The organism is Sphingobacterium sp. UBA5789, assembly GCF_002418355.1.
Lineage (GTDB): Bacteria > Bacteroidota > Bacteroidia > Sphingobacteriales > Sphingobacteriaceae > Sphingobacterium.
The window spans coordinates 133,157-153,384 of sequence record NZ_DIDX01000001.1; the positions used below are offsets into that span (position 1 = coordinate 133,157).

A 20,228-nucleotide genomic window follows, 5' to 3' on the forward strand; every position below is an offset into this window, starting at 1 on the left:
AGGGGCTAAACAGCCCCTTTTTTATTTAGCTTTGTTGAAAATACACTTCTTCATAGGGTTGGATCAGTACCCAGCCTTCTCCCTGAAACATCATTTGAAATTCTTCGCCACTTCCGCGGCCCAGTATACTTTTGAATGATACATTACTTTTTAATTCCGGCTTTAAGTGTCCTGCCCATGCTACAGTCGCATTCGGGTCTGTAAAGACAGGGTTTCCCGGAGTTACCATCAGTGTAAGCGGATCGCCATGTGTTGTAATGGCAACATATCCGCTCCCGGTCAACCGAACCTGAAATAATCCTCCGGAAAGCATTCCGGCAATACTCTTCAGCATTGTAATTTCGTTTTTGATACTCTGATCGTGTGCAAGGATATCATTTCCATTTACACAGATAGACTCATTATTGAGTTGCAGAATCTGAACTTTCTTACCCGAATCTGCCACATACAGCCGACCTGTGCCCTGTGCTTTCATCAGTTTGGCTCCTTCGCCGGTAAGGGTTTTCTTAAGGAAGTTTCCAATCCCTCCGGAAAGCATACCTTCCCTTTCAAACTTGATAGTACCAACATACCCGACCATACTTCCGTTTTTGGTCCATACAGATTGATTATTCAGGTTGATTTCCAGCATTTGTGCTTTTTCCAACTCAAAATAATCATGTTCTGAATCATCCTGCCTTGTTTTTGCAATGAATGATTGTAATGAAAATTCGCTCATAATTGTAGTGTTCTAATAAATGTATTATTAATTGTTTTCTTTCGTTTAATAAGAGTACCTGTTGCTTCTATGCTAATTATGTGCCAAGAGGTTTGTCCGGTCTTTTATTTGGGTTGCAGGTTGTATATTTGTTTAAAATAATGATTTATGAATTTAAAAATTTCTACGGGAATTATGCTGGCTTCTTTTGTAATCGCCTCCTGTTCAGGCGGAAAGTATGCCGCAACTGAGAAAGTATACAAAAGCAAAGCAAAAGAATTTGCCAAACTATATAAAGAAGTTCCTCCCAAAGATCAGGCTATTTCCAAATTGTATCCGGTAAAGGATAAAGAATGGGTGGCTTCTATTAATTTTGGTATGCGCAAGCCAAACTATGTTGTCATTCATCATACCGCACAGAATTCTACGGACCAGACCATTAAAACATTTCATTCTGCCAAAGCAGGTGTTAGTTCACACTACGTGGTAGGCCGTGACGGTAAGGTGGTGCAGATGGTCAACGATTATTACCGGGCACATCACGCCGGAATAGGAAAATGGGGAAATGATACAGACCTCAATTCTTCATCTATAGGGATAGAGTTGGACAATAATGGTACTACGGATCCCTGGACTGAATCACAGATCAATAGCCTGATCGAATTACTGACTTATCTGAAAACAAAGTACGGTATTCCACAGGCCAATTTTATCGGTCATATGGATCTGGCTCCTGAACGTAAAAATGATCCGACCCGTTTTCCCTGGAAAACATTGGCAGACAAAGGATTCGGTTACTGGTATGATGATTTCCTGGAAACGCCGCCTTTAGATTTCAATCCGGTAATGGCTTTGCGTATTATAGGATATGACACCAAGAACCCGGATGCAGCAATCAAGGCATTTAAGACACACTATATCCAAAGAGACATTACTACAGCTACTCTTACGGATGAAGATCGTAAGATCATGTATGCTATTTATAAAAAGTTCTTGTAGAGGATTCCACCTTATACAAAAAAGGCCTTACTCGTGTAAGGCCCTTTTTGTTATATTGTTTTTACAAATTTCGGATCGTAATTCTCGATATCGATAATATATCTGTTCTGTATCAGAAAATCGAATAGAGGCTTTGCTTCCGGCGAAACTTTAAGATTCTCCGTTGTGATGATATTTTCATTTTTATCCATGTAAGGATAGACATACAGCTTTACATTTTTGCTAAACATTCCACTGATATAGCCCAGCAATTCATTTGTATAATGATCTTTATTGTATTGATCTGAGTTGAAGATATTTCTCAGGTTGGAGATATTGGAAGCTATGCCGATATTACCCGGTTTGAACTGCGTAACATATTCAGCCAGGTGATTGTTTCTGCGGAAATTGGATACCAAAATAGTATTACCGGTAGAGCAGAGGTACTCCGCACGCTCTGCGAAGTATTTTAGATCCTCATTAGAGATATTTGAATCCTCATCCAGTACATTTCCCATCAAGACCTCAATCATAACGACTACATTTTCCGGATTTGCATTTGTATTGCGTTTGAATTGCTCTACTGCAAGATTGAAAAGATCAAAGTTTGGAAGAGATTTCTGACGGTATTTCGTACGGAGAATGATGATGTCTTTTTTATACAGATAATCCTTACTCTGTGCCGCTTTGCCATCTGGTTTGAAGATCGCTGCTTTTGAAAATCCTTTAGCCACAAGGTAAAGGTTGATCAGACGTTCATTGACGCGTTCAAAAACCGGGCCTTCTACTTTTACCAGATCTATTTCCACCGAGCCTGCGGAGACATTATCTACGAAAGACTCAATCATGGATTGGATATCGTTGGTATAATAATATGCGGCATATACGAGATTGACACCGATGGTACCCAGAACTTTTTGTTGCTGCTGGTTATCATTGTCTAGCAATCTGGTGTGAATGATGATCTGATTAATAGGGCCGTTTGTGACCGTCTGAAAACGGATCCCGATCCAGCCATGCGGTTCATTTGTTTTTGTGAAATTGAGCGTTGTAACCGTATTTGCAAAGGAGAAGAACTTTTTTGTAGAGTATTTTTCTCCGTGAAGACGCTCTGTTAAAAGTTCAAATTCATGGTGGAGCATTTTATTGAGGCGGGGTCTGCTGACATATCTGCCGGACTCTTCGGCTCCGTAAATGGCATCACTGAAGGCCATGTCATATGCTGAAATGGTTTTTGCAATAGTGCCCGAAGCAGCTCCGGCACCAAAGAAGTTTCGGGCGACTTCCTGTCCTCCTCCGATCTCGGCAAATGTGCCGTAAATATCGGGGTTCAGATTTATTTGAAGTGCTTTTCTCTTGGTTTCAATAATTTCTCTCGCCATGCGGCAAAGGTACAAAAAAGCCTACGGCTTCTAAAGTGAAATGATGTTTAGAGATAACAACATTCGTAAAGAGAGGGATTATTCAGTGTTTGCTTCTTCCAAACGGGGAGTTTACAAAAGATTGTTTCTGAAAAGCAATAAAACCAGGCTTGCTTTAAAGCAGGCCTAGTTTACGGAATGCATAGAACAGGGCCGCGGTGTGCAGAGCCTGTCCTAATTTATTTTCAAACAGAAAAGTTTTAGCCTCTTCTATAGTCATTTCTACAACTTCGATATCTTCTGAGTTGTCAAGTTCCTGTTCCTGTACTTTTACACCTCCCTGTAAGATGTAAGTATATGTCAGATTTCCACTGGTAGCGGGATTGGCATATAGCTTACAAATTTCTTCTATTCCCTCGAATGCAAATCCCGTTTCCTCCAATAGTTCTCTTCTTGCCGCATCGCGCGGATCTTCTCCTTCTTCCACAACACCGGCAGGCAATTCGACCATAATCTGATCTGCGCCATGACGGTACTGACGTACAAAGAGGATTTTTTGATCTTTAGTGATTCCGATCATGTTGACCCACGTCGGGTACTCCAGCACATAGTATTCTTCTTTTATATTACCGTTCGGAAGCTCCATTTTGTCTACTCTGAGCGTAGCCCATGGACGCTTGATAATGTATTCCGAAGCGAGTAATTTCCATTTTTCCATATTGTCAGCTTAAATAATATCGGCCATCATTTTTTCCACTTTATCCTCCAGACGCTGAGATACCGTGTGGTATTCTGCAACTGAGTTTAGAGGCTCTTTTACCGAGCAGTAAAATTTGATCTTGGGTTCTGTTCCTGACGGACGTGCAGAGATCACATCTCCATCTACCGTAATAAATTGTAAAACATCTGATTTAGGAAGTTCGATAGCCTTTTTTTCTCCTGAAGCTAATAGTATAGATACACTGTTCTGGTAATCCCGGACTTCTTTTACAGCAATACCGCCCAAAGTCTGTGGAATATTTTCGCGAAGCCTGACCATCATTGCTGCAATCTCTTCAGCTCCGGCTTTTCCTTTTTTAGTCAGTGACACCAGTTTTTCACGATAGCATCCGAATTCCTGATAGATGTCCATGAGTACATCGTAAACTGATTTACCCTTATTCTTAAAATAAGCGGTCATTTCTGCAAGAAAAGCGCAGGCATTTGGTGCATCTTTATCTCTGACAAGGTCGCCGACCAGGTATCCGTAACTTTCTTCTCCTCCGGCAAGATACTCCTCTTTTCCAAGTAACTTTGTCATCAGCTCACCAATGTATTTAAATCCTGTAAGCGTTTCATAGTGCTTTACACCAAAATGCGCAGCAATATCGGCCTGAAGATTAGTGGTAACTATCGTTTTGACAATGTATGCTGTTTCTGATAGTTTATTCTGTTCTTTTTTAGCACTTAATACATAATAAATCAACAGACTTCCTATCTGATTGCCGTTGAGCAATTCAAACTTACCTGCATTATTTTTTACGGCTACACCTACGCGATCCGCATCCGGATCGGTTGCCAGTACTAAATCTGCATCTACAGCTTCACCTTTAGCTTTGGCCATTGCCATTGCATCTTCTTCTTCCGGATTCGGATAAATTACTGTCGGGAAATTTCCATTCGGAGTTGCCTGTTCTTCCACGAGTATTACATCGACAAATCCCCATGCTTTAAGGAGTTGCGGAACAATAGTGATGCCCGTCCCGTGAATGGGAGAGAAGACAATTTTCAGGTCTTTTTGCGCTTTTACGACTTCAGGATTGATGCTGAGTGCCACATTAGCTTTGATATAAGCCTCATCGATCTCTGTTCCGACAGGAATAATATTTTCAGCGATAGCTTCAAATTTAATGTCATTTACAGATGCAATGGCATTCACTTCATCAATCACATTTTTATCATGCGGAGCTGTGAGCTGGCAACCGTCATTCCAGTAGGCTTTATATCCGTTATATTCTTTCGGATTGTGGGATGCTGTTAGCATGACACCACTCTGACAACCAAAATGACGTATCGCAAAGGATAGTACCGGTGTCGGACGTAATTCGGAGAACAGGTAAACTTTAATACCGTTTGCAGCAAAAACATCGGCGACCAATCTGCCGAAGGACTGTGAATTATTGCGGCTATCGTATGATACAGCGACTTTGATTTCCTGACCAGCGAACTGTTTTTTGAGGTAATTTGCCAGACCTTGCGTCGCTTTTCCGATTGTGTATTTGTTCATTCGGTTAGACCCTACGCCCATAATACCACGAAGGCCTCCTGTACCAAACTCCAAATCCCGGTAGAAACTGTCAATTAATTCTGTTTCTTCATTTTGATCTATTAGTCTCCGGACCTGATCTACTGTTTCCGTATCATATTCAGATCCCAGCCATTGATTGATTTTGGCCTGTGTATTTGTGTCAATAGTACTCATATGCTAAACTCTAATTGGTAGTAAATATAGTCAATCAATAATGAGATTGCTAAATAATTTTAAGCATTACAACATAATTTTAAGCATCACAGCTGCTGTATGCGCGGTCTAAAAGGGTGACATACCAGGCATTCTGATAGTTGGTAATGTGAAATATAACAGATTCTTTTCCGGTTAGAATAATTCTGTAGCTCGTCTGCTCCAGCGTCTTCATCTTTTGGATTTCTTCTGCAGGGATTTCCTGTTCCTTGACGCGGTCGAGAAATGTGGCTAATGAGGAGAGTGTGTTCGGGTGAGTGGTCGTATCTATAAACCAACCATCCTTACTCCATTTCTCATGTTCGCAACTATATGTCGGCAGGCTTGCGAATGTGATTCCGTAATCATTTTGAAATGCAGGGTAAGGATAAAAACCGGGTAAAGGATTTGCAAAATCTAACGTTGATATCCGTTGAAAGCGATCTCCAGCTCCGATTCTAAGAATGATAGTCAAACCCAACTCAGGATGTATCAGGGCATTTACCTTTGCGGAGTCCTGACTTAAGTAAGCCCTGACAAAGCGAGAGGCAATTTCCTGAATTTCTACTTTTTCATCCGTTTGAGCGGATGTAGTTTTTCCCGAATCCGCCAGTTCCGAAACCTGTTGTGATTCCTTTTTTGTTTTGGAATTGCAACCCGTCAGCAGCAAGAGCATTAGGATCAGAATTATGGGACTTCTCCTCATTTATTTATTGTTTTTGCGGATGCTTTGTTCGATCATATCCCACATTTCTTCCGGTATTGCTTCGAATCCGCTAAACTGTCCCGCCCCCTGTAGCCATTCTCCGCCATCGATGGTAATAATTTCTCCGTTGATGTAGTTGGCAAAATCTGAAACCAGAAAAGCAGCCAGATTGGCTAATTCCTGATGGTCTCCGACACGTTTTAGCGGTACCCTATTTTTAAAGTCAAATTTTTCAGCCAGATCTCCCGGTAATAACCTATCCCATGCTCCTTTTGTCGGGAAAGGTCCCGGAGCAATGGCATTATGCCGGATACCGTATTTTCCCCATTCTGCAGCAAGGGATTTGGTCAGGGTCAGCACTCCGCCTTTTGCGACAGCTGACGGGACCACGTATCCTGAGCCTGTAAATGCATAAGTCGTGATAATATTCAGAACTGAGGCCTGTTGCTTTTTCGCAATCCAGTTTTTTCCAAATGTCAGCGTACAGTTAACCGTCCCTTTGAGTACAATATCAATAATTGTGGAGAAGGCATTTGCAGACAGACGTTCAGTAGGTGAAATAAAATTACCGGCAGCGTTATTTAACAGCGCATCTACACGTCCGAATCGTTCTTCTGTTGCAGAGAGCAGATGTTCTACTTCTTCTATATTGCGGATATCACAAGCTACCGGTAGAACAGTTCCTCCTTTTTCTGCCATCATCTCTTTTGCCGTGATTTCCAGTACATCTATTTTCCGGCTTGTGATGACGATATTAGCTCCCAATTCCAGAAAATAAGTTGCCATTTTTCGTCCAAGTCCCGTTCCTCCTCCGGTGACAACGATTGTTTTTCCTTTTAACGCATTTTCTTTTAAGGCTCCTTCTACTTTTGACTGTTCCATATTATGCTTTTTTTGCGGTTAAATTTTCAATAATTGTTTTGAGCACTGCCCGTGTTGCGGGTGCCCACCACTGCTTGAGTACCTGATCGATAGCAGCCTCCTGCTGTTGAGTGATACTTTCGAGTAATTCTTTTCTTAGATTCTGTTTGGTACTTCTCCAAGAGTTCTTTTCAAATTGTGTTACTGACTTTATCTTACGTAATGCTGCGGTTCGAATACGGTCCGGGTCGACCACTTCATCTATAAGGCCGACTTCAAGCGCCTTTTCCGGATTAAGTAATTTCCCTTCTAACAGATATTGATAAGCCAGACGCTGTCCGATCCAGAAGCTATACAGCTTAAAAATACTCGGTGGAACGACAATACCGACCGGGACTTCATTCAGTCCGATGATAAATTCGCCACGAGCCATTATGCGGTAATCGCAACAGATACCAAGTACGCATCCTCCTGCGGGGCTATGGCCGGATATGGCCGCAACAGAAGGTTTGGAAAATGCGGTGAGTCTATGTATCAAGGTCATAAACTTTAACCAGAAGATTTTCATTTGCTCTTCATTGTATGCATACAGGGTGATGAGGTCGAGTCCGGAGGTGAAAAAATTCTCTTTCCCATGTAAGATAATTCCCTCAATGGCGGGGTCTTCTTCTGCTTCGAGAATGGCTTGTGTAAGCTCGTCAATCATTTCCATGTGCATGGCATTAGACTTTCCTCTGTCCAGCGTAATGTGTGTGATCCGTTCTTCGGTATTGATGGTGATAAACTGCATATTCTAATTATTTTACGTCAAATTTTAAAACTCTTCTTCCAATGCGTCCCTTTGTATCAACGCCTTCCAATGTAATTTGGTATGTTCCTTTTTCATCTGAAGTGAAGAAAGAAAAATTTGTTCCTTTCTCATCTTTAATAAGAAGATTTGGCTCCCAGTGGATTGTTGAGCGGTAATCACGGGTAAATGCTTTTTCCGGGTCATTAACTTCGTAATCCGGCTTAAAAAATGTCTTATTAAGGTGAAATCCTTTCGGTGTGGCTGTCGCTATTCCTTTTGGATCAAAATTGCTGGTCATGGAAGCTTTTCCGGTTTTTGAGGAGATAACAATCAGACCTCCGCCACCGTATGAGCCGTAGATAGCGGTGTACATCGGGCTGCGGAGTACCTCAATACTTTCAATATCGAAGGTATTAATCATACTGAGTTGATCAGCTTCAATGTACATTCCGTCATACACGACCTGCATAGGTACATTTCCACGTGTGTTGTAGGGAATGCCTCCCTGAAAATAGACACCCATTAATCGGCCGTTAAGACACATTTCCAGAGTAGGGCAGGTTTGCAAATCTTCTTCTGTCAGAATCTGATCGGCGCGGCCGGAGCCATTGAGATTGCGGGAGCTTTCAGCAGCTTTTTTCTCTACACGTCGTGTAATAGCGACTTCTTCCAGAAAAATAGTTTTCTCTAAAAGTCCTTTTTGCTGCATTTCTGCAAACATGCGCTGGTTTTCTTTTATTGTTTTTTGAAATGTAAAGTTTACATTGCTCGATTCTTCAGGGGCATTTTTGTTTTCTTTTACAAACGGAGGGACGGTGGGATCAATATCGATTTCCACATTTTTTTTGCCTTTCTCATCTGTCGCGGAGATCAGGAATTTAACACTGTCCGGAAAGACGAGATTATCAAAGTTAAATCTTCCGTCCGCATTTGCGGTGGTATCGATAAAATCCATGAAATTTCGTGTGGAGATTAGCTGTAGTTTAGCATTCGGAACTGTTCCCTTTCGGGCGTATTTTCTTACCACACCTTTGATAGACAGCATTTTTTGAGGTTCAAATGTGGGTTTGATATTTGCTAATGAGTCTATTTTCTGCCATTCAATTTTTCTCCAGCCTTGTGTAATCATGAGATTATCCAGATCCGTGATGTTAATGCTATCCGGGTTTTCAAAATAATATCCGGGACGCTCTATATATCCTTTTATATCTGAAGCTAAGAGTAATTGGGAATAGATATTCGGAGCGTCTTTGTCATATGGCTCGTTTCGGTTTAGGTTAATGACAGCCGCAGAGAGGCTCGCAAAATTGGAAGGCTCCAGAATCGCATCATCCAGACGAACATTTACTTTGCTTCGCGTTGTGTAATCCGTCTTGTCTGTACTTACTTTCAGCGGGAGGACGTTCTGCGGATTGGAGGTAAAGACCATTCTTTCGACAAGAGGGAGGCCAGCTTCAGAAAGTAAGGTGATCTGATAGATACCGGTTGGCAGATTTTTTTTCGGGATCATAAATAGCAATTCGCTCTTACTGACTTTTTGCTTTGCTACGTAAAGGAGCTCCCCTAAGTGCTGTACCAGCAGATAGACTTCTTTCTGATCGACACGATCGGGAGAGAAACTGTATTGTGCCGCAATACGGTCCTGCATAAATGGATTTACAGCAACGGTGATACCGGAGCTCTGTGTTTCGGGAAGTTTTGCAGATGAAACTGTTCCGTCATCAAAATTGACTTCAGCACTGTATTGCTGATCTTTAAACGGATTAAAGGTGAAGCTGCCGATGCCCAGATCATTTGTTTCAAATTCGGCAACGACCTCTTTTTTATTATCTAAGACCTTGCCTTTGACCTTTATGCCCATGCCGTTTGGTTTCAGTGCTTTGACACCGATCTTTGATAACGTATTGTCCAGTAAAATTCCACCTTCAGCCAGGAGTTGTATACTGTTATCGGAAGGTGCCTGAAGAGGAATGATCTTCTTTACCGGACGCTTATCGGTAGATTCGAAGGTTAGAAGAATATAGCCTGAAGTGAGTTTTTTATCTGTTTTGAGAGTCAGATCTCCTTTTTCATCTGTTTTTTCACGGCCTTTGTCTTCTATTTTGTCTCCTGTATAGGTGCGGTATTGTACATTTGTGTTGATCAAAGGAGCTCCTGCGAAATTTTTAAGATTGATTACATAGGTATTCTTCTTTTCAGCAGGATCTGAGGCCGGGATAAAGGAGGTCGTTGAAACAACATTATCGCTTCGTCCGTTTGATATTTGTATGGTTCGGTCATAAAAGTAGGCATCATCATTATTCCGCATCCAGTTGGTATAGGCACGGATACGGTAAGAGCCTTCTGTCAGGGTATCGATCAGTTCAATTTCGCCGATGCCGAGTCCTGCAGTCATGGGGATGGTCAGGGATTTAATGATTTTCTTTTCAGGTCCGATCAGTTCAACGTAACCAACACCACTGATATTTGATAGCAGATTTTCTATTCCGACGGTAGTGTAAGCCTTAAACCAGATGGTCTCCCCGGCACTGTAATGTTGTTTGTCAAGATGGAGATATATTTTTTCCTGAATATTGTTACTTAGATAGGTGTCGAGTTTTTTGGAGACATTGTCAATGACTGCTGTTTGTGCCATCGCTGCGATAGAAAGCGATGTAAACAAACACATGAAGAAATATTTAAGACTCATGATCGGTTTTTTTAGAAAATTAAGAAAAAATACAGAAAGTATAAAGGTTATTTGATAATTAGCAGATTAGACTCAAAAATATCCTCGCATTCCGGCCAAAACAAATATATTTGCGGTATGAATATCCTAATCATTGGTTCAGGCGGTCGGGAATCTGCCTTTGCATATAAAATTGCTCAAAGTAAAAAATTAGACAAATTATTTATTGCTCCGGGAAATGCAGGTACATTGGCCTATGGAGAAAATGTGCCTTTAAAAGTAACTGATTTTGAAGGACAGGCACAGTTTGCACTGGACAATAAGATTGATCTGATATTGGTCGGACCTGAAGAGCCTCTTGTTAAAGGAATTCATGATTATTTTCTCAACAGAGAAGACATCAAGCATATTCCTGTAATCGGTCCTCAGCAGGAGGGAGCACAGTTGGAGGGCTCAAAAGACTTCTCCAAACAGTTTATGCAACGTCATCAGATTCCTACAGCGGCTTCCCGTTCATTTGACCGGTCTAATCTGGAAGAGGGACTTGCTTATCTGGAAACGCAGAATCTTCCGATTGTACTGAAGGCGGATGGTCTTGCTGCGGGTAAAGGGGTATTGATCTGCGAAAGCCTTCAGGAGGCAAAGGATGAACTGAAAGCTATGATTGCAGATGCTAAATTTGGCGCAGCCAGTGATGTCGTAGTGGTTGAGGAGTTTTTGAAAGGAATAGAACTGTCTGTGTTTGTACTTACAGACGGGACTTCATATAAGGTATTGCCATCTGCAAAGGATTATAAACGTATCGGCGAAGGTGATACGGGTCTCAATACAGGAGGTATGGGTTCCATTTCGCCTGTCCCGTTTGCAGACGAAACGTTTCTCAACAAGGTGGAAGAACGAATTATTAAACCTACAGTAGATGGTCTGAAGAAGGATAATATTCCTTACAAAGGATTTATTTTTATCGGTTTGATGAATGTTGGTGGAGAGCCTTTTGTGATCGAATATAATGTACGTATGGGTGATCCGGAAACAGAATCGGTATTGCCTCGCATTGAATCTGATCTGGTTGATTTACTTGAAGGTGTTGCGCAGGGAAATCTGGATACCCGCTCGTATACGGTTTCACCAAAAACGGCTGTTACGGTAATGTTGGTTTCAGGTGGATATCCGGGTGATTACGAATCCGGGAAAGTGATATCTAACATAGAAAATGTAAAGGAATCTATCGTATTCCATGCAGGTACAAAGGAGCAGAACGGGGAAGTGTTAAGTGCCGGAGGACGTGTCATCGCAGTCACTACTTTGCAGGATACACTGTTTGATGCGTTGCAGCAGGCGACTGCTGATGCAGGCCGCATATACTTCGATGGTAAGTATTTTCGCCGTGATATTGGCTTCGATCTTATCTGATTTAAAAAACATTTTTCTCAGTCTCAATAGCTTACGTTGCGACTGAGAAAAATATTTTGGAAGCAATAAAAATCCTCTTATATTTGCATCACCAAAAAAATAATGGCCCGTTCGTCTAGGGGTTAGGACGCAAGATTTTCATTCTTGAAACAGGGGTTCGATTCCCCTACGGGCTACTAAACAGGACAAATGAATATATTTCATTTGTCCTGTTTTTATTTTGGGGTAATCTGTTATTTACCTGAAAGATAGAATTTGCAGTTACATTCATTCGTATGATAAAACCTATAGATCTAAAAAGTAATTGATTATTTTGAAAAAAACCTGATATTTAAATACGTTATTATACGATCTGTAGAAAAGCAGGTTATTAAATGTAGTTTTTATTTTGCAGTAGGGTCTTTATTTTTTAATAATCAAAAATGAATATTTCTCGAAAGAACTTTTTGAAAACAATGGCCGGTGTCCCCCTTTTTCTGTCCATGCAGAAAGACGGAATATTTCTCTTTAACAAAGAAGATGCATTTATTGATAAACTTTTACCTGCTCCAAAAGGTGGTGGTTTCGCTATGAATGATTACTGGATATGGGATCCGTCAGTGATAAAAGGGGAAGATGGAAAATATCATATGTTTGCTTCAAGATGGAGTAAAAAATATGGATTTGGAAATTGGGTTACCAATTCTGAAGTGGTGAGAGCTGTATCGGACACTCCCGAAGGGCCATATGAATTTGTCGAAGTTGTACTGCCTGCGAGAGGAAAAGAATATTTTGATGGCTGTACTACACACAATCCACGCATCATAAAAACGGATGGATACTATGTACTCTATTATTTTGGAAATACTTACAGCGATCCGGCCCCTCAGTATGATGAAGACGTATGGAGCAACGGAGTGGCACATAAAGCCTGGATGAACAAAAGGATAGGAATGGCTTATTCCAAATCCATAAAAGGTCCATGGACGCGGTCAGATTCTCCCATATTATCTCCTCGGCCGGGAAAATGGGATGCTTCGATTACCTCAAACCCCTCTCCTGTAGTATTACCAGATAAAAGCATTTACCTTGTTTATAAATCCTCTCCGGCAGATCATAATCCACCTTTGCTTTTGGGTGCTGCAATGGCAAAAACTTTTAAAGGCCCTTACAACAGGATATCTGATCATCCAATATTTTCATTTCATTCCCTGAAAAATAAAGCCAACGATGTAGAAGATCCTTTTGTATGGTGGAATGGAAAATCCTATGAACTAATCATGAAAGACAGATTCGGGCATATATGCGGTGAAGAAGGCGGTGGCATTCATGCTTCCTCGCGTGACGGGGTCAATTGGGAGCTTTCTACTCCTGTAAAAGCATATTCCAAAAAAATCCGATGGGATGACGGAACTGAAACAGTTCAGGCGAATTTCGAAAGGCCGTTTTTATTATTTGAAGACGGGAAGCCAACTCACCTTTTTGCAGCGACAGGCAGCGGGAATGGTTCCTACAGTTTTGACCGTACATGGAATATGGTCATACCTCTGAAATAGTGATTAATCTGGAATTAAACAAACTATGGCTCTTGTAATTCAGCGAAAAACAAAAGAAGCCCCTTTTCGATTTTTCTGCAGTTGAGGCGGACGAGGGCTTTTTAGCCGGGCAGAAAAACTGAACAACTTCTATATAAATCTTCCTATCACAGATTAGAAAGCAAATGAACTTAATTTGCTATATCTGTTATGTATTCAAAACAGAGTGTAATCTAACCAACACTTATACTATAAAAGTATATACTCTCCATCTGCTATTTAAGATTTATTAAAAAGATTTGGTATTTCAATATTTTGAAAATACATTTGCTGTTGTTTTTATTTAGACTTAATATATATAAATGAAAACACATTCAAATAATTAATAGAGTCAGAGCAATTAACATGCTGATAGCAAGCGTATTGCTTCTATTTTTGTTTTGTTTTTCAGGTTATACAGTTATTCTCGTTTGGATAATATAGTTAGGGTAGAGGTATTATGATGGCAACGTATGACCTGATAGATAATTAATCATATAGTTCAATCTAATACTTACACATAACCAAAAACAAAAATGTATCATTCTTTAAAAAACAGTAAATCACTACTCCTTCTTTTCCAAATATTATTCTTCATGATCTGTTCCGGGAATATCAATGCCCAGGAGAACAGAAGCGGCATTATTACTGGTCGGGTCTCCACAACAGATGGTAAATCTGCAGCATACAGTACAGTAAAACTTTCCGGTGGAAGAAGTATAAGTGTCGATAAAGATGGCCGCTATACATTTGAAAATATGGAGGCCGGAACCTACATTATTACCGTAAGTTTTGTGGGGTTGCCGGAGCAATCTCAGACTGTGCAGCTTGCAGACGGAGAAAAAAAGATCGCCGATTTTGTTCTGTCAGCAGACGGCAAGACATTGGATGAAATTCTTATTATCGGACAAAAATATATCATCACTTCTAAAAAGGAGAGTGATTATGTAGCACGGTTACCACTTAAAAATCTGGAAAATTCTCAGGTTTACAGTGTGGTGGATAAGGAATTAATCAAAGAACAGATGGCACTGACTCTGGAAGAATCATTTAGAAATGTACCAGGAGCTGCGCCATCCAAGACCGGAGCCGGAATGCCTTCTTTCTTTTCCAGAGGGTTTCAGACCAGTGAAAACTTTAGAAATGGTATGGCCACCTACTTACGCACAGGAATCGACCTGGCTGAAGTAGAGCGGGTGGAAACTATCAAAGGTCCAACATCAACATTATTTGGGGCACAGATGACTTCCTTTGGCGGTATTGTTAACTACATTACAAAAAAACCATATGAGACTTTTGGCGGAGAGGTAAGTTATACGGTAGGAAGCTGGGATATGAACCGGTTAACAGCTGATATTAACACACCTGTTAAGATTGGAGACGGCGTATTATTCAGATTGAATCTGGCACGTCAAAAAGAGAATTCTTTCCAGGATCAGGGAAATAACGGAACAGTACTTATTGCCCCCAGTCTTTCCTATCAGGTCAATGACCGGCTGAAACTGACACTTGATGCTGATTTTTATGCTGTTCGTGGCATCACTCCGGCGGGTTGGATGATCGATTCCAAGCTCGGGAAAACAAGTTTTGACCAGCTTCATCTGGACTATCGGCAGTCTCTTAACGACAATTCATTAGTTAGTAAACAATCTTCCAGCAACGTCTTGTTTCAGGCAGATTATAAAATTTCAGATAAATGGCTTTCGCAGACTAAATATGCCTGGGGAAGTGGAGGATACGATGATCTTTATATTTTTGATATGATCTGGAAGACAGATAGTCTGGTGGACAGGACATTACGTGTTTTTACAGACGAAGAGTCTGCACGTAAAAACTTTCAGCAGAATTTCATTGGAGATTTTCTTATCGGAAAGTTCCGAAACAGATTGGTTGTCGGATTTGACTATATGTCTAACTATAGAAAAACACGTTACGATGGTTTAGGTTATGGAACACCGGTATTTGCACCTGCACAGTTATACAATCTTCCGGCGACACCTGTGATTCGGATAGAGAATGTCAGTGCAGTTCTGGCAGGACGAAATACGGGGCAGAATGTGACCAAAGAAGCAAGTTACAGTGCCTATGTATCTGATGTATTTAATGTGACAGATCGGTTACTGGCGATGGCAAGTCTGCGTGTAGACCGGTTTATCAGTGAAGGGACGACCAATACACTGACAAGAGTACAGACCGGGAATTATAACCAAACAGCCCTTTCCCCTAAGTTTGGATTGGTGTACAATGTATGGAAAGAAAAAGTCTCCTTATTTGCTAATTACATGAACGGCTTCAAGAATGTGCCGAACCGTTTGCAGCCGGATGGAGTTGTTTCGGTATTTAAACCGCAATGGGCAAATCAGCTGGAAGGAGGGTTCAAAGTCGAGTTGTCCGATGTGTTCAATGCAACAGTGAGTTATTACGATATTGACGTTACAAATAGTCTGCGTACAGAGGCGCGGGATGGTAAGAATTATACTGTACAAGATGGAACACAGAGCAGTAAAGGTCTTGAAGTGGAGTTAATAGGTAAACCTTTTACGGGTTTTAATTATGTGGCAAGTTATGGATATAATGATAATGAATTTGTAAGTGGGACAAATGTAGGTAAACGGGCATTGGGTACTCCTGAACATGTTATCAATGTCTGGGCAAGTTATGCGCTGACTAGCGGACAGTTGAAAGGACTGGGGCTTGGCGTCGGAAATTCCTATATTTCAAAAGCATATCTGGATGCTGCAAATACATTTACTTTGGGAGCCTATAACTTGCTGGATGCGACGCTGTTCTACAACAGGCCAAAATATAGTTTTCGTATTAAAGCAAATAATATCCTTGATAAACAATACTGGGTAAGTGACGGCTATTATGCCAGACCGCAAAAGCCGTTTAATTTTATGGCAAGCGTTGCGTATAAATTTTAAATTTTCTCCGGATCTCTGTATTGCTGACATCTCATGTCTGTAGACAGAGATCCGGATTATTTCTTCCTTTGTTTCGGAAGCTTTACTAATTATTCCCTGTTATTGATCTCCATATAAATCTGCAAACCTGCAGATATTTCCTGAAGTTTTCCATTTTAAGGCAGCGAAGCGTTGAAAACAAACCGGCTGATTTAATTCATAAATGAGCAATAATTCTTTAGTAAAAGAAGAATATAGGGTTAAAATCTTCATGTAATCAGTATTTATTTAGAAAAAATTTAAATTTATAAAGTTCATTAAATCAGCTGTTTATTCGTTATTATAGATCTCTGAAACAATAAATATCTATAAAGTCTATAGTTTTTATAGATATTGTAATATATTTGCAGGGCAATTAACAATAATCTAACGTCTAATGCCCTATAAAAAACATTTTATAATATTTCGAATGTGCCCCCTGGCACATCACATACTACATCCACAAAGAGGTAGATGCTAACGCATTATCCTTATCCAAAAAAACAAAAGTTTAGTTACTGCTAAACATCCTCTTGCTTACTTAAACTTTAATCTTAATGAAATACATTCGTTTCTATACATACACTTGTGCCTGGCTGAAGATACTTTTGGTATTGTTTAGTTTGTCCATAAGTGTTGCTTATTCTTCTGAAAATCATAATCTTGCTACTAAAAAAAGTCGATTCTTACTCCTGCCTGCTATTGTTGGTTTACCGGAATCAGATCAGCGGACACTTATCCGCGGAAAAATTCTTGACGAATCAAGACGTCCTATAAGCGGGGCTACCATTAAATCTAAAATCACAGGTATTATCGCACACTCGGATGCCGTTGGAAATTTTGAAATACCCTCTGTCAAAGGAGATCAGTTAACGATTTCTTATGTTGGATTTGAAACTGTCCATTATCCCCTTCGAAATATCCAGGAGCGTATTGAGATCAACATGCAGGTTCTTCAAAACTCACTGGAAGAGACTGTTGTTGTTGCTTATGGGCGCTCCAAGGCAAAAGATATAACGGGATCACTAACCCGGCTTACGGAGGCTGATCTGAAAAATGCACCTATGGGTGCTAATATTCAGAGCCTTCTTCAGGGAAGAGCAGCCGGTGTCAACGTTGCGATTCAATCTGCTTCTCCAACATCACCCGTCAGTGTAATCATTCGGGGGGCATCTTCCCTGACCGGCAATAATCAACCGCTTTGGGTTATCGATGGTGTACCGGATTATTCTAATAATACATCGGGAAATGTGGCAAACACTCTTTACAACTTGAATCTGGAAGATGTGGAGAGTGTTGATATCTTGAAAGATGCTTCTGCCACAGCACTTTATGGTTCAAGAGCTTCAAATGGCGTAGTCCTTGTCACAACAAAAAAAGGAAAGCAAGGTCAGGTGCCCACGATTGAGGTTTCCTCCCGATTGGGGCTGCAAACTCAAAACTTCAATGAGTACTCCTATTTTGATGCTCCGCAGTATATAGATTTTGCGGATAGGGCTGCACGTGAAGAAGTTATCAGCAGAGGAGCTTTCGATTATTTCACACGTTTATATCTGGATGAACAGGCCTTTTTTAAACTGCGAACGAGCGAATATGACCAATCGGACCTTCGTATACTACCCGGAGCATATTATGACGGGAATACCAATTGGCTAAAAGAGATGACCCAATCGCCCTGGAACCATACCCATACGCTCTCCTTGCGGGGAGGAACACAGGATGTGGTCTATTATGTTTCGCTCAATAACCAAAATTACTATGGGGTTATCCAATCAGGTAAAAACCGACTTTACGGAGGTCGGGCAAATCTTGAGGCAAGAATTCGTAAGGGGATAAAATTTGGTCTGCAAATAAATGCTTCCTCCCGAAATACGGACGATAAAGATTATATGCTTAACGTCATAAAAAAAATAAGACCGGATATTCCTGTTTACAATGAGGACGGAACTCTTTTCACCAGGGATCCTTACACTGAAAATCCTTATACGACTTTATTGAATACACAAAATGGAGAAAATAAAAACTTCAATGCCACGACTTTTCTGGAAGTGAATTTTTGGGAACATTTTCTTTTGAGAACGGCTTATACGGCAAACTATATCAACAATGAGTCGCTAAGGTATATGCGCCGGGGCAGTACTTTTAATTATGATGGAAGCCGCAATTGGCAGTATCAGAAAACAAATTCTCAAGTTTGGGAAAATACGCTTAATTATTCCAGGCAACATGGAGATCATGATATACTGGCATTACTTGGATATTCATTCGAAAAAACAGGCTTAACCAGCTTTGGGATGGCGGCCAGCAATTTCCCTGATGATGATATTCTCAATAATTTCAGTTCGGGAGCAAACAGGGGAGCCCTGACAGAAGATTATACCGCCTATGCTTTGGTTTCCCAGTTCTCCAGACTTCAGTATAAATTTAAAGATCGCTACATTATTGGGGGAAGCTTAAGAAGAGACGGTTCGTCCCGCTTTGGTCCCAATAATCGTTGGGGAATCTTTCCTTCAGGATCAGTTGCATACCTGATTCATGAAGAATCCTTCTTTAAAAATACCGCTGTAAAAGACAAGATCTCTTATCTTAAATTAAGAGGGTCTATAGGAACAGCCGGTTCCCAAAACCTTGGTAATTATGGTTGGCAAACTTACATCGGTTCCGCAAGATATAACGAAAGTCCCGCGATCAGTCCGTCTTCTATCGGTAATTTAGAACTCAAATGGGAAGAAACCAAGATGGTCGATGTCGGGCTTGATTTTGGTTTATTCAGGGAAAGACTTCGCGGATCATTTGGTTATTATTCTAAAAAATCTGACGATCTTATTTACTCCAAACCACTTCCAACCAGTTCATCCTTCAGTACTATTAGTTCTAATGTAGCATCTATTAAAAATGAAGGATTGGAGTTTGATATAAGGTATGATATTATTAAGCGTCCGGATTTTACATTAACGGCTGATGCAAACATTGCCAGTAACAAAGGGAAGGTTTTGAAAATTAACGGAACAGCATCGGAGCTGAATTTTGGTAATATCGTGGTCAAAGAAGGAGAAAGGACAGGACAATGGTTTGGTTATGAAACCTATAACCGGCTGTTTGTCACACAGGAAGAAATTATAGCTTTACAGGGGACGAGTGCCACAGGTGCCAAACAATATTACAGAAGTGCACAGGAAAGTATTGGTGATCTGTATTTTAAAGACCAGAATGGAGATGGTATCATTAATACAGAAGACAAGGTTTTTTTAGGAAGCGCTGAACCCAAATATTTTGGTGGATTTGGTCTTACCGCCATTTACAAAAATTTCTATGCCAATGCTACTTTTACCTATGCTTACGGTCAGAAAAGACTGTGGAGTATGCCTCTTGAAGATGTCGGCTATGTAGGGAATTACAACCATAGTAATAAGATCGCAGGACAAAGTGCAACGCTGTTAGATCCCTACTCTGCAACTATTCCTCGCATGACGCAGTACGGAGACGGAGCTAATGGTACTTTCTCCGATTTTTGGTTATATGACGCTTCTTACATCCGGCTCAGTGCTCTTAATCTAAGCTACAGAATACCTCAAAAATCACTCGCCAATTCTCTGGTACAAGGAATAGATTTAACATTCCAGGCGACTAATCTCCTGACTTTTACTTCCTATCCCGGATTTGATCCGCAGGGCAACTGGTCCAGTTCAAGCATCGGTACCGGGATGGGAACAGATAACAGTGCATATCCTGCAGCACGCACGTTTAATTTAGGTGTGAAACTCACTTTTAGATAAAAAT

The 20,228-nt window shown here is 40.7% G+C and carries 13 protein-coding genes and 1 tRNA gene; 6 read left to right on the forward strand and 8 right to left on the reverse strand.

Annotated elements, in window-relative coordinates; all coding sequences use genetic code 11:
• Positions 1-25 precede the first annotated feature (25 nt).
• A complete protein-coding gene (locus tag B4B65_RS00625) occupies positions 26-718 on the reverse strand; it encodes an AIM24 family protein (protein ID WP_002998389.1) in 693 nt (230 codons plus the stop codon).
• A gap of 147 nt (positions 719-865) precedes the next feature.
• Here B4B65_RS00625 and B4B65_RS00630 point away from each other — a divergent pair, with 147 nt between their 5' ends.
• On the forward strand, positions 866-1,696 hold the full coding sequence (locus B4B65_RS00630; RefSeq protein ID WP_293912428.1) for an N-acetylmuramoyl-L-alanine amidase: 831 nt from the start codon (positions 866-868) through the stop codon (positions 1,694-1,696).
• A 50-nt stretch (positions 1,697-1,746) separates the two neighbouring features.
• On the opposite strand, the gene B4B65_RS00635 is transcribed toward B4B65_RS00630, so the two are convergent.
• The 7 genes from B4B65_RS00635 to B4B65_RS00665 all read right to left on the reverse strand — a co-directional run bounded on the left by B4B65_RS00635 (position 1,747) and on the right by B4B65_RS00665 (position 10,561).
• Positions 1,747-3,057, reverse strand: coding sequence for a nicotinamide mononucleotide adenylyltransferase (locus tag B4B65_RS00635; RefSeq protein ID WP_201681069.1), 1,311 nt, complete (start codon positions 3,055-3,057; stop codon positions 1,747-1,749).
• Positions 3,058-3,211: 154 nt separating this feature from the next.
• The gene (locus B4B65_RS00640) at positions 3,212-3,754 is read right to left on the reverse strand and encodes an NUDIX hydrolase (RefSeq protein WP_003009518.1); all 543 of its coding nucleotides are present in this window, start codon (positions 3,752-3,754) and stop codon (positions 3,212-3,214) included.
• A 9-nt stretch (positions 3,755-3,763) separates the two neighbouring features.
• On the reverse strand, positions 3,764-5,497 hold the full coding sequence (locus B4B65_RS00645) for a phospho-sugar mutase (RefSeq protein ID WP_293912431.1): 1,734 nt from the start codon (positions 5,495-5,497) through the stop codon (positions 3,764-3,766).
• Between the two features lie 79 nt (positions 5,498-5,576).
• Positions 5,577-6,221, reverse strand: a complete 645-nt coding sequence (locus tag B4B65_RS00650) for a hypothetical protein (RefSeq protein WP_293912434.1) — start codon at positions 6,219-6,221, stop codon at positions 5,577-5,579.
• The gene (locus tag B4B65_RS00655) at positions 6,222-7,103 is read right to left on the reverse strand and encodes an SDR family oxidoreductase (RefSeq protein WP_293912436.1); all 882 of its coding nucleotides are present in this window, start codon (positions 7,101-7,103) and stop codon (positions 6,222-6,224) included. It abuts the gene before it with no gap.
• Between the two features lies 1 nt (position 7,104).
• Positions 7,105-7,872, reverse strand: a complete 768-nt coding sequence (locus B4B65_RS00660) for an enoyl-CoA hydratase/isomerase family protein (RefSeq protein WP_293912439.1) — start codon at positions 7,870-7,872, stop codon at positions 7,105-7,107.
• Between the two features lie 7 nt (positions 7,873-7,879).
• On the reverse strand, positions 7,880-10,561 hold the full coding sequence (locus B4B65_RS00665) for a TonB-dependent receptor plug domain-containing protein (protein WP_293912441.1): 2,682 nt from the start codon (positions 10,559-10,561) through the stop codon (positions 7,880-7,882).
• A gap of 117 nt (positions 10,562-10,678) precedes the next feature.
• Between B4B65_RS00665 and purD the strand changes: the two genes are divergently transcribed.
• From purD to B4B65_RS00690, 5 genes are all read left to right on the forward strand, one after another.
• Entirely contained in the window at positions 10,679-11,953 is a 1,275-nt protein-coding gene (gene purD, locus B4B65_RS00670) for a phosphoribosylamine--glycine ligase (protein ID WP_293912443.1), read from the forward strand.
• A 104-nt stretch (positions 11,954-12,057) separates the two neighbouring features.
• A tRNA-Glu gene (locus B4B65_RS00675) sits at positions 12,058-12,129 on the forward strand.
• A 246-nt stretch (positions 12,130-12,375) separates the two neighbouring features.
• Entirely contained in the window at positions 12,376-13,488 is a 1,113-nt protein-coding gene (locus tag B4B65_RS00680; protein ID WP_293912445.1) for a glycoside hydrolase family protein, read from the forward strand.
• A 554-nt stretch (positions 13,489-14,042) separates the two neighbouring features.
• Entirely contained in the window at positions 14,043-16,430 is a 2,388-nt protein-coding gene (locus tag B4B65_RS00685) for a TonB-dependent receptor (RefSeq protein ID WP_201681086.1), read from the forward strand.
• A 575-nt stretch (positions 16,431-17,005) separates the two neighbouring features.
• Positions 17,006-20,224, forward strand: coding sequence for a SusC/RagA family TonB-linked outer membrane protein (locus tag B4B65_RS00690; RefSeq protein WP_293912447.1), 3,219 nt, complete (start codon positions 17,006-17,008; stop codon positions 20,222-20,224).
• Positions 20,225-20,228 lie beyond the last annotated feature (4 nt).

Coding starts and splice junctions, on each gene's coding strand:
- B4B65_RS00625 (WP_002998389.1), bottom strand. CDS start 718: ATGAGCGAATTTTCATTACAATCATTCATTGCAAAAACAAGGCAGGAT.
- B4B65_RS00630 (WP_293912428.1), top strand. CDS start 866: ATGAATTTAAAAATTTCTACGGGAATTATGCTGGCTTCTTTTGTAATC.
- B4B65_RS00635 (WP_201681069.1), bottom strand. CDS start 3,057: ATGGCGAGAGAAATTATTGAAACCAAGAGAAAAGCACTTCAAATAAAT.
- B4B65_RS00640 (WP_003009518.1), bottom strand. CDS start 3,754: ATGGAAAAATGGAAATTACTCGCTTCGGAATACATTATCAAGCGTCCA.
- B4B65_RS00645 (WP_293912431.1), bottom strand. CDS start 5,497: ATGAGTACTATTGACACAAATACACAGGCCAAAATCAATCAATGGCTG.
- B4B65_RS00650 (WP_293912434.1), bottom strand. CDS start 6,221: ATGAGGAGAAGTCCCATAATTCTGATCCTAATGCTCTTGCTGCTGACG.
- B4B65_RS00655 (WP_293912436.1), bottom strand. CDS start 7,103: ATGGAACAGTCAAAAGTAGAAGGAGCCTTAAAAGAAAATGCGTTAAAA.
- B4B65_RS00660 (WP_293912439.1), bottom strand. CDS start 7,872: ATGCAGTTTATCACCATCAATACCGAAGAACGGATCACACACATTACG.
- B4B65_RS00665 (WP_293912441.1), bottom strand. CDS start 10,561: ATGAGTCTTAAATATTTCTTCATGTGTTTGTTTACATCGCTTTCTATC.
- purD (WP_293912443.1), top strand. CDS start 10,679: ATGAATATCCTAATCATTGGTTCAGGCGGTCGGGAATCTGCCTTTGCA.
- B4B65_RS00680 (WP_293912445.1), top strand. CDS start 12,376: ATGAATATTTCTCGAAAGAACTTTTTGAAAACAATGGCCGGTGTCCCC.
- B4B65_RS00685 (WP_201681086.1), top strand. CDS start 14,043: ATGTATCATTCTTTAAAAAACAGTAAATCACTACTCCTTCTTTTCCAA.
- B4B65_RS00690 (WP_293912447.1), top strand. CDS start 17,006: ATGAAATACATTCGTTTCTATACATACACTTGTGCCTGGCTGAAGATA.